The 14041-nt window shown below is 64.6% G+C and carries 9 protein-coding genes; 6 read left to right on the forward strand and 3 right to left on the reverse strand.

Annotated elements, in window-relative coordinates:
• Positions 1 to 84: 84 nt before the first annotated feature.
• The 6 genes from BPNPMPFG_RS14785 to BPNPMPFG_RS14810 all read left to right on the forward strand — a co-directional run bounded on the left by BPNPMPFG_RS14785 (position 85) and on the right by BPNPMPFG_RS14810 (position 10639).
• Complete coding sequence (locus tag BPNPMPFG_RS14785) at positions 85 to 1446, forward strand: efflux RND transporter periplasmic adaptor subunit (protein WP_258596166.1); 1362 nt, start codon at positions 85 to 87, stop codon at positions 1444 to 1446.
• The gene (locus BPNPMPFG_RS14790; RefSeq protein ID WP_258596167.1) at positions 1443 to 4559 is read left to right on the forward strand and encodes an MdtB/MuxB family multidrug efflux RND transporter permease subunit; all 3117 of its coding nucleotides are present in this window, start codon (positions 1443 to 1445) and stop codon (positions 4557 to 4559) included. Before BPNPMPFG_RS14785 ends, BPNPMPFG_RS14790 begins: the two co-directional genes overlap by 4 nt.
• Positions 4556 to 7840, forward strand: a complete 3285-nt coding sequence (locus tag BPNPMPFG_RS14795; protein ID WP_258596168.1) for an efflux RND transporter permease subunit — start codon at positions 4556 to 4558, stop codon at positions 7838 to 7840. The genes BPNPMPFG_RS14790 and BPNPMPFG_RS14795 overlap by 4 nt, the downstream gene beginning before the upstream one ends.
• Positions 7841 to 8071: 231 nt before the next feature.
• On the forward strand, positions 8072 to 8446 hold the full coding sequence (locus BPNPMPFG_RS14800; protein ID WP_258596169.1) for a hypothetical protein: 375 nt from the start codon (positions 8072 to 8074) through the stop codon (positions 8444 to 8446).
• A gap of 324 nt (positions 8447 to 8770) precedes the next feature.
• Entirely contained in the window at positions 8771 to 9634 is an 864-nt protein-coding gene (locus tag BPNPMPFG_RS14805) for a hypothetical protein (RefSeq protein WP_258596171.1), read from the forward strand.
• Positions 9635 to 9772: 138 nt separating this feature from the next.
• Positions 9773 to 10639, forward strand: a complete 867-nt coding sequence (locus BPNPMPFG_RS14810; protein WP_258596172.1) for a hypothetical protein — start codon at positions 9773 to 9775, stop codon at positions 10637 to 10639.
• Positions 10640 to 10688: 49 nt separating this feature from the next.
• Here BPNPMPFG_RS14810 and amaB read toward each other — a convergent pair whose 3' ends face one another.
• The 3 genes from amaB to BPNPMPFG_RS14825 all read right to left on the reverse strand — a co-directional run bounded on the left by amaB (position 10689) and on the right by BPNPMPFG_RS14825 (position 14033).
• Entirely contained in the window at positions 10689 to 12203 is a 1515-nt protein-coding gene (amaB, locus tag BPNPMPFG_RS14815; RefSeq protein ID WP_258596174.1) for an L-piperidine-6-carboxylate dehydrogenase, read from the reverse strand.
• Between the two features lie 184 nt (positions 12204 to 12387).
• The gene (locus tag BPNPMPFG_RS14820) at positions 12388 to 13662 is read right to left on the reverse strand and encodes an RNA polymerase sigma factor (RefSeq protein WP_258596175.1); all 1275 of its coding nucleotides are present in this window, start codon (positions 13660 to 13662) and stop codon (positions 12388 to 12390) included.
• On the reverse strand, positions 13659 to 14033 hold the full coding sequence (locus BPNPMPFG_RS14825; protein ID WP_258596176.1) for a YciI family protein: 375 nt from the start codon (positions 14031 to 14033) through the stop codon (positions 13659 to 13661). The genes BPNPMPFG_RS14820 and BPNPMPFG_RS14825 overlap by 4 nt, the downstream gene beginning before the upstream one ends.
• Positions 14034 to 14041 lie beyond the last annotated feature (8 nt).

The raw sequence follows: 14041 nt of genomic DNA on the forward strand, positions 1-14041 counted from the left end.
CAAGGCCGGTCGAACCTGTCCAAGTGTTAATTCGACTTGGGCCGGTTTCGGCCATATTGGTTGATGGGGGTGAAAGATGCCGCCATGGACCAGCAATTGGAAATGCCCCTGCAGACGATTGTCGCGCAACGCCGTTCGCGCGGCTGGATCCCCTGGCTGATCTTTCTCGCCGTCGTCGCCGCCACCGGCGCGTATCTGTACCAGCGCCCGCAGGTCACCGCTGCGGCGCCGGGCAACAGAAGGGGCGCGCAACCGATGTCGATCGGCGCCGCGGCCATCGAGAAGGGCACGATAGACGTCACCGTCAACGCGCTTGGCACGGTCACCTCACTCTCCACCGTCACGGTCAAGCCGCAGGTCACCGGCCCGCTCGTCCAGGTGAACTTCAAGGAGGGTCAGAACGTCGGCAAGGGCGACCTGCTGGCCGAGATCGATCCCCGCCCCTACCAGGCAGCGCTGGCCCAGGCCCAGGGCCAGCTGGCGCGCGACCAGGCGATGCTGAAGGATGCCCAGCTCGACCTCGCACGCGATCAGACGCTGGTCACCCAGGGCGCTGCGACACATCAGACGCTCGATGCGCAGGTCGCCCTTGTCGCGCAGGACGCCGGCTCCATCCAGGTCGACCAGGCCATGGTCCAGACCGCCACTCTCAATCTCGACAATTGCCGAATCCTGGCTCCGGTGGATGGGCGGGCCGGCCTGCGCCAGGTGGATGAGGGCAACTACGTGACTCCGGGCGATGCCAACGGCATCGTCGTCATCACCAGGGTACAGCCGATCAGTGTCCTCTTCAGCGTGCCCGAGGACGAATTGCCAGCGATCGCGCAACGCTTGCAGCAGGGCGCCACGCTGCCCGCCACCGCCTTCGACCGCGCCGGCAACAACAAGCTTGCCGACGGCCGGCTCGAAACCTTCGACAGCCAGATCGATCCGAGCACCGGCACCATCAAGCTGAGGGCGGGCTTCGCCAACGAAACGCGCAGTCTCTATCCGAACCAGTTCGTCAACGTCGGGCTTCTGGTGGACGAGCACAAGGACGTGGCGGTCGCCCCGATCGCCTCGATACAGCGCGGCCAGCCCGGCACCTTCGTCTATCTGGTCAATCCCGACAGCACCGTCTCCGTGCGCAAGGTCACGCTTGGCGTCACCAATGGCGAGCGCGTCGAGATCCTGTCGGGCCTCAACCCCGGCGACCGCGTGGTCGTCGATGGCGCCGACAAGCTTCGCGACGGCGCCCACATCAACCTGCGGCAGGATGGCGCGACACAGGCGCCAGCGCCGGCACAGACCCCGACATCGCCATCGCCACCGCCGGGGACAGCACCTCAACCGCAGGCGCAGACACCTGATCAGCCCGCCTCGGATGCGTCGAAACCGGACGATACGTCCAGGCGCAAGGGCCAGGGCCGCAAGCACCGTCATGCGGAGTCCGGGCAGCAGCAATGAGCCCGTCGCGAGCCTTCATTCTCCGGCCGGTGGCGACATCGCTGTTCATGGTTGCCATCATGCTGTCCGGCCTGCTGGCCTACCGCTATCTGCCGGTCTCGGCGCTGCCGGAGGTCGACTATCCGACCATCCAGGTGCAGACCTTCTATCCCGGCGCGAGCCCGGACGTCATGACGTCCTCGGTCACCGCACCGCTGGAAGTCCAGCTCGGGCAGATCGCCAACCTCAACCAGATGAACTCGGTGAGTTCGGCCGGCTCCTCGGTCATCACGCTGCAGTTCAGCCTTGCGATCTCGCTCGATGTCGCCGAGCAGGAGGTGCAGGCGGCCATCAATGCCGCCGGCAATCTGCTGCCGGCCGATCTGCCGGCACCGCCGATCTACGCCAAGGTCAATCCGGCCGACGCGCCGGTGCTGACGCTCGGCCTGACATCGGGCACGATGCCGCTGCGCGACGTGCAGCAGCTCGCCGACACAAGGCTGGCGCAGAAGATCTCGCAGCTGGCGGGCGTCGGCCTCGTCAGCCTCAGCGGCGGCCAGCGCCCGGCCGTGCGGGTCCAGGCCGATCCGCGCAAGCTCGCCGCCTATGGCCTCAATCTCGACGATCTGCGCACCACGCTGGGCAGCGCCAACGTCAACACGCCGAAGGGCAATTTCGACGGACCGTCGCGGGCCTACACCATCAACGCCAACGACCAGCTGAAGAGCGCCGACGAATACCGGTCGCTGATCGTCGCCTACAAGGACGGCGCCCCGGTACGGCTGAGCGATGTGGCCGATGTGGTCGACGCCACGGAGAACAACAGGCTGGCGGCCTGGATGAACAGCACGCCGGCGATCATCATCAACATCCAGCGCCAGCCCGGCGCCAATGTCATCGAGGTGGTTGATCGGATCAAGGCGCTGCTGCCGCAATTGCAGGCCTCGCTGCCGAGCGCCATCGACGTCAAGGTGCTGACCGACCGCACCACCACCATCCGCGCTTCCGTGCGCGACGTCGAATACGAACTGACACTCGCCATCATCCTCGTCGTGCTGGTCATTTTCGTCTTCCTGCGCAGCGCGCGCGCGACGCTTATCCCGAGCCTCTCCGTTCCCCTGTCGCTGGTCGGCACGCTGGGGGTGATGTATCTGTTCGGCTTCAGCCTCGACAATCTTTCGCTGATGGCGCTGACCATCGCCACCGGCTTCGTCGTCGATGACGCCATCGTCGTCATCGAAAACATCGCGCGCTACGTCGAGGAGGGTGCGACGCCGCTGCAGGCGGCGCTGAAGGGATCGCAGCAGATCGGTTTCACCATCATCTCGCTGACCGTCTCGCTGATCGCGGTGCTGATCCCGCTGCTGTTCATGGGCGATGTCGTCGGCAGGCTGTTCCGCGAATTCTCCATCACGCTCGCCACCACCATCCTGATTTCCGCCGTGGTGTCGCTGACGCTGGTGCCTATGGCCTGCGCTAAGCTGCTCAAGCCGTTGTCGGCGGTGCGCGAGAACGCCCTGCAGCGCGCCAGCCGCGACTTCTTCGACTGGGTGATCCGGGGCTACGGCCATGCACTGACCTGGGTGCTCGACCGGCAGACGCTGATGCTGTTGGTGGCGGCGGCCACGCTGGTGCTGACGGTGGCACTCTACGTGGTCATCCCGAAGGGGTTCTTTCCCGTGCAGGATACCGGCGTCATCCAGGCCATCACCGAGGCACCGCAGTCGATATCCTATGCCGCGATGGCCGAGAGCCAGCAGCAGCTTGCCGCTGTCATCCTGAAAGACCCCGATGTCGACAGCCTGTCGTCCTTCATCGGCGTCGATGGCACCAACACCACGCTCAATGTCGGCCGCATCCTCATCAACCTCAAGCCGCATGAAGAGCGCACCGCCGATATCACGCAGGTTATCGCACGCCTGAAGCAGGCCACCGCTTCGATGGCCGGCGTCACCCTCTACATGCAGCCCGTGCAGGACCTGACCATAGACGGCACGGTCAGCCGCACGCAGTACCAATTCGTCCTCCAGGATGCCAATCCGGACGAGCTGACGCTATGGACGCCGAAACTGCTGGCAAGATTGAACACGCTGCCTGAGATCGCCGACGTCGCCAGCGACCTGTCGGATGCCGGCCTCGCCGTCTTCGTCGACATCGACCGCGACCAGGCGGCGCGCTTCGGCATCACGCCGGCAACGATCGACAACGCGCTCTACGACGCCTTCGGCCAGCGCATCGTCTCGACCATCTTCACCACGTCCAGCCAGTACCGGGTCATCCTCGAAGCGGATCCTTCCTTGCAGGATTCGCTGCGCGCGCTGTCCTCCGTCTACCTGCCGTCATCGACCGGCGGCAGTCCGGTGCCGCTTGCCGTCGTCGCCAGCACCCATGTCGCCACGGCACCCCTGCAGATCACCCATATGGGGCAATTCCCCGCCACCACCGTGTCGTTCAACCTGGCGCCTGGGGCGTCGCTGGGCGAAGCGGTCACCGCGATACAGCAGGCGCAAAGCGAGATCGGCATGCCGCTCAGCGTCATCACCAGTTTCCAGGGCGCGGCGCGCGCCTTCCAGGCTTCGCTCGACAACACGCTGTTCCTGATCCTGGCGGCCGTGATTACCGTCTACATCGTGCTCGGCGTGCTTTATGAGAGCTTCATCCACCCGATCACCATCCTGTCGACACTGCCTTCGGCCGGCATCGGCGCGCTGCTGGCGCTGATGATCGCCGGCGAGGACCTGACCATCATCTCGATCATCGGCATCATTCTCTTGATCGGCGTGGTCAAGAAGAACGCCATCATGATGATCGACTTCGCGCTCGACGCGCAGCGCAACGAAGGCAAGGCGCCGCGCGAGGCCATCTACCAGGCCTGCCTGCTGCGCTTCCGCCCGATCCTGATGACGACGCTGGCGGCGATGCTGGGCGCGCTGCCGCTGATGCTCGGCACCGGCGTCGGTTCGGAACTGCGCCATCCCCTCGGCGTCACCATCGTCGGCGGCCTGCTCGTCAGCCAGTTGCTGACGCTGTTCACCACGCCGGTCATCTATCTCTGGTTCGATCGCCTTGCCGCCCGGCTGCAAGGCATCCAGACCGATTTTCCCTCAGCGCATGGCGCGGACACCGCGCCATGAACCTGTCTGCCCCCTTCATCCGGCGCCCGGTCGCCACCACCTTGCTGACCTTCGGCCTGCTGGCGGCGGGACTGGTGGCGTTTCCGCAATTGCCGGTGGCGCCGCTGCCTGAGGTCGACTACCCCGTGATCTCGGTGCGGGCATCGCTGCCGGGCGCCAGCCCGCAGGTGGTGTCCAACACGGTTGCCAGCCCGCTCGAACGGCATCTCGGCGAGATCGCCGATGTCAACGAAATGACGTCGTCGAGCAGCGTCGGCAGCGCCCGCGTCACTTTGCAGTTCGGCCTCGACCGCGACATCGACGGCGCCGCGCGCGATGTACAAGCTGCCATAAACGCGGCGCGCGCCGACCTGCCGTCCAGCCTGCATTCGAACCCCACCTACCGCAAGGTCAATCCGGCCGACGCCCCGATCCTCATTCTGACGCTCACCTCCGACACTCTGTCGAAGGGACAGCTCTACGACGCCGCCAGCACCGTGCTGGCGCAGAAACTGTCGCAGGTCGATGGCGTCGGCGAGGTGTCAGTAGGCGGCAGTTCGCTGCCGGCGGTGCGCGTCGAGCTCAATCCGCAGGCGCTCTACAATTACGGCATCGGGCTGGAGGATGTGCGAGCGGCACTCGCCTCGGCCAACGCCCACAGTCCCAAGGGCGCCGTCGACGTCGGCCCGCAGCGCTACCAGATCTACGCCAATGACCAGGCCAACCATGCGGACGCCTATCGCTCGCTGGTGGTGGCCTATCGCAACGGCGCGCCGGTGCGGCTTTCCGATGTCGGCAAGGTCGACGATTCCGTCGAGAACATCCGCAATGCCGGTCTTGCCAATGGCAAGCCGGGCGTGCTGATCATCCTCAACCGCTCGCCCAACGCCAACATCATCGCGACGGTCGACCGCGTGAAGACGCTGATGCCGTCGCTGCGCGCCTCGATCTCGCCAGCCATCGATCTGTCGCTGGCGGTCGACCGCTCGACCACCATCCGTGCTTCGCTATGGGAAGTCGGACAGACACTGATGATCGCCATCGGCCTGGTTATCCTGGTTGTCTTCGCCTTCCTGCGCGATGTGCGCTCGGCACTGGTGCCGATCGTCGCGGTACCGGTGTCGCTGATCGGCACGCTGGGCGCCATGTACCTGCTCGGCTTCAGTATCGACAATCTGTCGCTGATGGCGCTGACGGTCGCCACCGGCTTCGTCGTCGATGACGCCATCGTCGTGCTCGAGAATATCTCCCGCCACACCGCCGCCGGCATGGGCCGCGTGCAGGCGGCGATCAAGGGCGCACAGGAGGTCGGCTTCACCGTGCTGTCGATGAGCCTTTCGCTGATTGCCGTCTTCATCCCCATCCTGCTGATGGGCGGCATTATCGGCCGGCTGTTCCGCGAATTCGCCATCACGCTGTCGGCAGCGATCCTCGTCTCGCTCGCCATTTCGCTGACCACGACCCCGATGATGTGCTCGATCCTGCTGCGCGACGAGCGAGGCCGCGCGCACGGCCGGCTCTATCGCTTCAGCGAGCGCGTCTTCGACGCCATGCTGGACGGCTACCGCCGGTCGCTCTCCTGGGCGCTCGCCCATCCGCTGCTGATCATGGCCGTGCTCGCGGCGACGCTCTGCCTCAATTTCTATCTCTACGTCACCATCCCCAAGGGTTTCTTTCCGCAGCAGGATACCGGCCGGCTTGTCGGCTCGATCCAGGCCGACCAGGCGACCTCCTTCCAGCTGATGTCGCAGAAGCTCAGCCAGTTCGCCGGCATCGTCGGCAAGGACCCTGCCGTCGATGCCGCTGTCGGCTTCACCGGTGGCGGCCAGACCAATTCCGGTTCGATGTTCGTGTCGCTGAAGCCGCTGGCCGAACGCAAGGTTTCCGCCGACCAGGTGATCGCCCGACTGCGGCGCGAACTTGCGGTGGTGCCGGGCGCCACGCTCTTCCTGCAGGCGGTGCAGGACATTCGCGTCGGCGGGCGTCAGTCGAACGCCCAGTACCAGTACACATTGCAGGGCGACAGTTTCGACGAGCTCGCGCAATGGGCGCCAAAGCTCGCGGCGGCACTGCAGACCGAGCCGAAGCTGACCGACGTCAACAGCGACCAGCAGAACAAAGGCCTGGAGGCGGATGTTACAATCGATCGCGATACCGCGACGCGCCTCGGCATCACCGTCGGCCAGATCGACAACACGCTCTACGACGCCTTCGGCCAGCGCCAGGTTTCCACCATCTATGTGGCGCGCAACCAGTACCACGTCATCATGGAGGTGGCGCCGCAATACTGGCAGAATCCCGAGGCCCTGAGCCAGGTCTATGTCAGCACGTCGGGCGGATCGGTGCACGGTTCGCAGGCGAGCAATGCGGTTGCCGGCACATTCGTCACGCCGGGGCAGTCCAGCAGTGCGGCATCAACGGCGGCGGATGCCGCGCGCAACCAGGCAACCAATTCCATCACCAGCACCGGCAAGACCGCCGCTTCGACCGGATCGGCCGTCAGCACGAGAACCGAGACGATGGTGCCGTTGTCGGCGGTCGCCAGCTATGGTCCCGGCAGCACGCCGCTTTCGGTCAACCACCAGGGCCTGTTCGTCGCAACCACGCTGTCGTTCAATCTCGCGCCGGGCGTGGCACTCAGCGACGGGGTTGCGGCCATCAACGCGGCGGCGGACCGTATCGGCATGCCGGCCACCATCCGTGGCAGTTTCCAGGGCACCGCCCGGGTGTTCCAGGATTCGCTTTCCGATCAGCCGCTGCTCATTCTTGCCGCGCTGATCGCCGTCTATGTCGTGCTTGGCATCCTCTACGAGAGCTACGCCCACCCGCTGACCATTCTCTCCACACTGCCCTCGGCCGGCGTCGGCGCGCTGCTGGCCCTGTCAGCCTTCGACATCGAATTCAGCATCATGGCGCTCATCGGCGTCATCCTCCTGATCGGCATCGTCAAGAAGAACGCGATCATGATGATCGACTTCGCGCTGGCCGCCGAGCGCAACGAGAACAAGTCGGCGCATGACGCCATCTACCAGGCGTGCCTGCTGCGCTTTCGCCCGATCATGATGACGACCATGGCGGCGCTGTTCGGCGCGGTGCCCCTGGCCATCGGCCTTGGCGAAGGCAGCGAGCTGCGCCAGCCGCTCGGCATCGCCATCGTCGGCGGCCTGATCCTGAGCCAGATCCTGACCCTCTACACGACGCCGGTCATCTACATCTACGTCGACCGTTTTGGCCGCTGGTGCCGGCGGCTGCGGTCGCGGACATGGCACCCTTGGCAGCCAAGTGCACAACCGGGAGAGTGAGATGGTTGCGGCGGCCGGCCGATGCGCTAAGTCCGAAGCTCCTCCTTCCGCGATCAACAGCCTGTAACTTTTCCGTTCCTTGCCATGCCGTGACCTGGAGCAGGCCTATATGAATATCGCGGGCCACGAACCGCCGGCGATGACAGGATCATCGCGACGCGACGGAGCGGATTGCCCGCGTTTCGGAAAGCGATATCCATACCGCTTTTCCCGTTCAAGGGAGGCGCAATCATGCGCAATTTCACACCAAGGATCATAGCAATCGCATCGCTTCTGGCGGCGGTGCCGTTATCGAGTGCATACGCGGTCCACCGCCACAGGGTCGAGCCGCAGGCCATGTCTGTCGAGGCCAGAGCCGTCCTGGACCAGTTGCAGGGCGTCAAGCAGGGGATTGTCGAGGCAAGGGATGCAAAGGCGATCACCCCGGCGCAGGAGCACGATCTGATGATGAGGGCCGACGCCATCCATCGCTCGGCAACGGGCAATGGCGCGTACCGGGATTTGCTCAGCCAGGTTGAAGATCTGGATCAACAACTGCTGAATGATGCAGGCGGCGGCATCTATATGGGTGATGGTTCCGATGGCGGATATTATCCAAACGGCTGACGCAGACCGATAGCGATCGTACGGCGCCCCCGGCGATTGTCCGGGGCGCCGGCTTTTCCGATTCGAGCCTCGCTTGCGCGCTCTGCGTGATCACCGAAATCTTCAGCTTTATGCCGTTCACCGGACGCCCAAGCAATGGCAAATAGTGGTAGTGGGTCAGTTTCAAACTGACCCACTACCCAAATAGTTAGCAGCAAGCTACCCGACTCTGCCGCGGTTTGGGCGACCCTGTGGAGCGGGATGGAACGTCTGGACACAAGCGGCGAAGGCTGAAAATGTGGCGCGTATCATCTGGGCTACGGAGGTCGTTCGGACGCGAGGAAGATGGCGCTGAATTTGGAAGACATTGCCGGCCATCCGGCCCTGCATCGCTATGTTCAGGCCCAGTCGCTGGCGCTGATCCGCATCTATGAAGAGAGCCCACGGCTGGCTTCCATTTTCGCCACGCAGCAGCGTTGGCTGATGGGACATGTCGGCCTTGCCATGCATTTCAGGCGCGATCCGCACGACCGCAGCAAGGAACTGACGGTATCGCGGTTCACCGAGGTCGTGCATCGGCACGCGGTGGCCAGCCGCAACACAGCGGACGCTTTCATCAAGGAAATGCTGCACTACGACATCGCCGAGTATGTGTCGGGCGGCGACGGCCGTACGCATCCCTTGCAGCCGACCGCGGCCACCATACAAACTTTTACCGGCTGGGTCCTCGCCCATCTGCGGACGCTGGATCATCTCGATGGCGCCGACCGGCTGGCCAGGTTCCTGGAGCGGCCCGACATGCTCGCCAGGCTGCAGCCTCTGGTGGCGGATGGCCTGCTTTCCTCCAAGCCGGTACGCGAACCCAACCAGACCTTTTCCCTGTTCATCTGGCTCAACAATGGCGGCATCGTCATGGATTGGCTGATGTCGGGCATCGATCCCGATCATGCCGGCCTGGACCGCATTCCAACCAGCGTGGTTTCGATCGGAGACTTCGCCAGATGGCTCAAGCTGTCGCGGACACATCTTGCCCGCAAGCTGCGTGCGGCCGAGAACCTCGGCAGCATCGGCTGGCTCGGTCAGCGCGGCCATTCGGTGATGTGGGTGTCGGACACCTTCTACCAGGAATACATGACCGTCCAAGCCGCCAAACTGGCCATTGTCGATGCCGCTTTCGACGCCTGTTTTCCGGCGCCGGAGCATCGCTGAGAACCTTTATTTGCCTGGGTTGTGAATGTGCCCCGAACGATCGCAACCTGTTATCAACTGACCGCGTCTGGACACGGACCGCGAAGGCTGAAAATGTGATTTGCGTCTTTGTTTAGGGCTCGGCGCGGTAGGGGGAGAATGGCGCTCACGTTGGAAGAAATTGCCGGTCATCCGGCATTGCATCGCTGTATTCGCGTCCAGGCACAGGCGATGAACCAGACCTATGAGATGAACCCGCGGCTCGCCTCGGTGTTCGCCACTCAGCAACGCTGGCTGATGGCCCATATCGGTCTCGCCTTGCATTTCAGGCGGGAGCCCGACGACTATCGCAAGGAATTGACGGCGGCGCGTTTCATCGACGTGATCCGCCAGAATTCCGTGGCCAGCCGCAACACCGCCGACGCCTTCGTCAAGGAAATGCTGCACTACGGTTTCATCGAGTATGTGCCCACGTCACAAGACGGCCGCATCCGCCCTCTGCAGCCGGCGCTACCCTCACTGGAGCCGGTTACCCTCTGGATGATGGCTCATCTGCACACGCTGGACAGTCTCGACGGCGCCAACCGCCTGGCTATGTTCCTGGCACAGCCGGATGGGCTCGCCAGGGTGCAGCCATTGGTGGCCGATGGCTTGCTTTCGTCCAATCCCGTGCGTGAGCCCAAGCAGACCTTTTCCCTGTTCACCTGGCTCAACAATGGCGGCGTCGTCATGGACTGGCTGATCTCGGGCGTCGATCCCGACGATGCCGGACGCGCTCAAATCCCGACCGGCATCGTTTCGATCGGCGATTTCGCCAAATGGCTCAAGCTGTCGCGAACCCATCTGGCGCGCAAGCTGCGCGATGCCGAAGACCTCGGCAGTGTCGGCTGGCTCGGCCAGCGCGGCAATTCGGTGATGTGGGTGTCGCGCGATTTCTATCAGGAATACATGACCGCCCAGGCGGTCAAGCTGGCCATAATGGACGCCGCCTTCGTCGAGGCTTTTGGCGAGCCGGCAGGCAACTGATCGGTGCCGCATCCCCCGTGCGGGGGATGCGCAAAGCCGGCGGGCGCCCTCAGTCGATGTCGAACGAAACGCCCTGGGCGAGCGGCAGCGCCTTGGAATAGTTCACCGTGTTGGTGGCGCGGCGCATATAGGCCTTCCACGCATCGGAGCCGCTCTCGCGGCCGCCGCCGGTCTCCTTTTCACCGCCGAACGCGCCGCCGATCTCGGCCCCCGAGGTGCCGATGTTGACGTTGGCGATGCCGCAATCCGAACCGTCGACACCAAGGAAACGCTCGGATTCCTGCAGGTCGCGGGTGAAGATCGACGACGACAGGCCGGCGCCAACCGCATTGTGCTCGTCGAGCACGGCGTCGAAATCGGAATATTTCATCACATAGAGGATCGGCGCGAAGGTCTCTTCCGTCACCGGCGACACCTGCTTCGGCATTTCGACCAGCGCCGGGTGCACATAATAGGCATCCGGGTGACCGTTCTCGACCCGCGTGCCGCCGGTCACCTTGCCACCATGCGAACCCGCCTCCTTCAGCGCCTTCTGCATGGCGTCGAAGGCAGCCTTGTCGATCAGCGGCCCGACCAGCGAAGAGGTCTCCAGCGGATTGCCGACCGACACACTTTCGTAAGCCTTCTTGAGACGTGGAACCAGGGCGTCATAGACGCTGTCATGGACAAACAGGCGCCGCAGCGTCGTGCAGCGCTGGCCTGCCGTGCCCATGGCGCCGAAGGCGATGGCGCGCAGCGCCATGTCGAGATCGGCGGTCGGGCAGACGATGCCGGCATTGTTGCCGCCAAGCTCCAGCACCGCACGGGCAAAGCGCTTGGCCAGGCGCGGGCCGACGTCGCGGCCCATGCGGGTCGAGCCGGTAGCCGAAACCAGCGGCACCTTGGGGTGATCGACCAGGATCTCACCGACGGCGCGGTCGCCGATCAGCACCGGTGCAAGGCCCTGCGGCGCATCAGTGCCAAAACGCTTCACCGCGCGTGCAAAGATCGCCTCGCAGGCGAGCGCCGTCAGCGGCGTCTTCTCCGACGGTTTCCACACCACGGCGTCGCCGCAGACCAGCGCCAGGGCTGCGTTCCACGACCATACCGCGACCGGGAAATTGAAGGCTGAAATGACGCCGACGACGCCGAGCGGATGCCAGGTTTCCATCATGCGATGGCCGGGGCGTTCGGTGGCGATGGTCAGGCCGTACAATTGCCGGGAGAGGCCGACGGCGAAATCGCAGATGTCGATCATTTCCTGCACTTCGCCAAGCCCCTCGGACGGGATCTTGCCGACTTCGATCGAGACCAGCCGGCCGAGCTCGGCCTTGTGCGTGCGCAGCTCCTCGCCGAGCAGCCGCACCAGTTCGCCACGCCTCGGGCCGGGCACCATCCGCCACGCCTGGAACGCCTTGTGCGCGGCATCGATGGTCTTGGCCGCTTCAGCCGGCGAGATTGTCTTCAGCGCCGCGATCTGCTCGCCCGTCACCGGGCTGCGCACGATCAGGTCGCCGCCGACGAGCGCGTCCTTGGCAACGCCCAGTTTCGCCAGAAGCTCCGTCGTTTCCTTCGCTATCGTCATTTTTGTCCCTTTCAGATCCGATCGCTCATATGGCGTCGGTGAGAGCTTCGCGCCATGTCGCCCGCGTGCCGGCGGCACTTTCAGGCACAGTCATGGCGTGGCATTACCCGTTTCAGGGGAAAATCGCCACCCCGGCATGGTCCAAGCCCGGACGACACGATTGAGCCAGACGAGCAAATGAGGCTTAGTGGGCCTTCTGCGCAGGACTGCGCACGGCGCCATCCTTCATCAGCCGGTCGATATGCATGCGGATATGGGCGGCTTCCGCGGCCGTGTTGGCAAGCGCGATGGCGCGGTCGAAGGCGACACGCGCCTCCTCGCCCCGGTCAAGCTGCATCAAAAGACCACCCTTGAGGCCGAAGAAGTGGAAATAGCTGGAAAGCCTCTGTTCGAGCGGCTCGATCATGGCAAGTGCCTCTGCCGGCCCACGCACCTTGGCGACCGCGACCGCGCGGTTGAGCGTGACCACCGGCGACGGCTGCATCTGTTCGAGCAGGCCGTAGAGCAGGTCGATCTCCACCCAGTCGGTGTCCTCGGCCTTCTCGGCCCGCGCATGCAGCGCGGCAATCGCGGCTTGCACCTGATAGGGGCCGGGCTTGCGATGGCGCAGCGCCTTGTCGACCAGCGCCAGCCCCTCGTCGATCATCTTGCGGCTCCACGCGCCGCGATCCTGGTCCTCGAGCAGCACGATCTCGCCATTCTCGTCGAAACGGGCTGGCGCGCGCGCATGCTGCAGCAGCAACAGCGCCGTCAGCCCCATGATCTCAGGCTCGGTCTGAAACAATCTGAGCAACAGTCGCGCCAGCCGGATCGCCTCCTCGCAGAGCGGCGCACGGGCCGGCGCCTCGCCGCTGTTGGTCGAATAGCCCTCGTTGAAGATCAGATAGACCATGGCCGCCACGGCGGCGAGCCGTTCCGACCGCTCGACCGCGCCCGGCGTCTCGAACGGCACGCCGGCTTCGGCAATGCGCGCCTTGGCGCGGGTGATGCGCTGCTCCATGGCGCTTTCGCCGACCAGGAAGGCGCGCGCGATCTGCTTGACGGTGAGGCCCGAGACGATGCGCAGCGCCACGGCGATCTGCTGCGTCGGCGGCAGATCGGGATGACAGCAGATGAACAGCAGCCGCAGGATGTCATCGCGGTAATGCGCTCCGTCCAGCCGCTCGGCGATATCGTTCTCGGCATCTTCCAGGTCGGATATCTGGTCTTCCTCCGGCATCGGCGCCTGCTTGGCGCGCTTGCGCACCGCATCGATGCCGCTGTTGCGGCCGACAAAGATCAGCCAGGCCGCCGGGTCACGCGGCGGCCCATTCTGCGGCCAGTTCTTCAAGGCCCTGAGGCACGCGTCCTGGAAAGCTTCCTCCGCCGTATCGAGATCGCGGAAGTAACGCAGCAGCGCGCCCATCGCCTGCGGTCGGGCGGCGCTGATGGTCGAGCTGATCCAGGCGAGTTCGGTCATGCGGAAATCTTGCGGGGATGAAAGACGGAGACCGGCCGGATCTCGTAGGAACCGCCGCTCGGATTGACCTCGGAGAGTTCACGGGCGAATTCCACGGCCTCGTCGAGATCGGCGCATTCGAGCGTGTAGAAGCCGAGGAACTGTTCCTTGGTCTCGGCAAACGGACCGTCGATGACGACCGCTTCGCCCTTGACCTTTCTCAGCGTCGTTGCCGCCGTGGTCGGCAACAGCCGCGCCACCGGACCAAGCCGGCCGGCCTTGGCATACTTGTCCTGGACGTCGAGGAGCTTGGCCATGACCTCGTCGTCCTGCGCCTTGCTCCACGAGCTGACGACGTCTTCGGAAGCATAGCAGAGGATTGCGTAGAGCATGGTTGGTC

The organism is Mesorhizobium sp. AR07 (assembly GCF_024746815.1).
Lineage (GTDB): Bacteria > Pseudomonadota > Alphaproteobacteria > Rhizobiales > Rhizobiaceae > Mesorhizobium.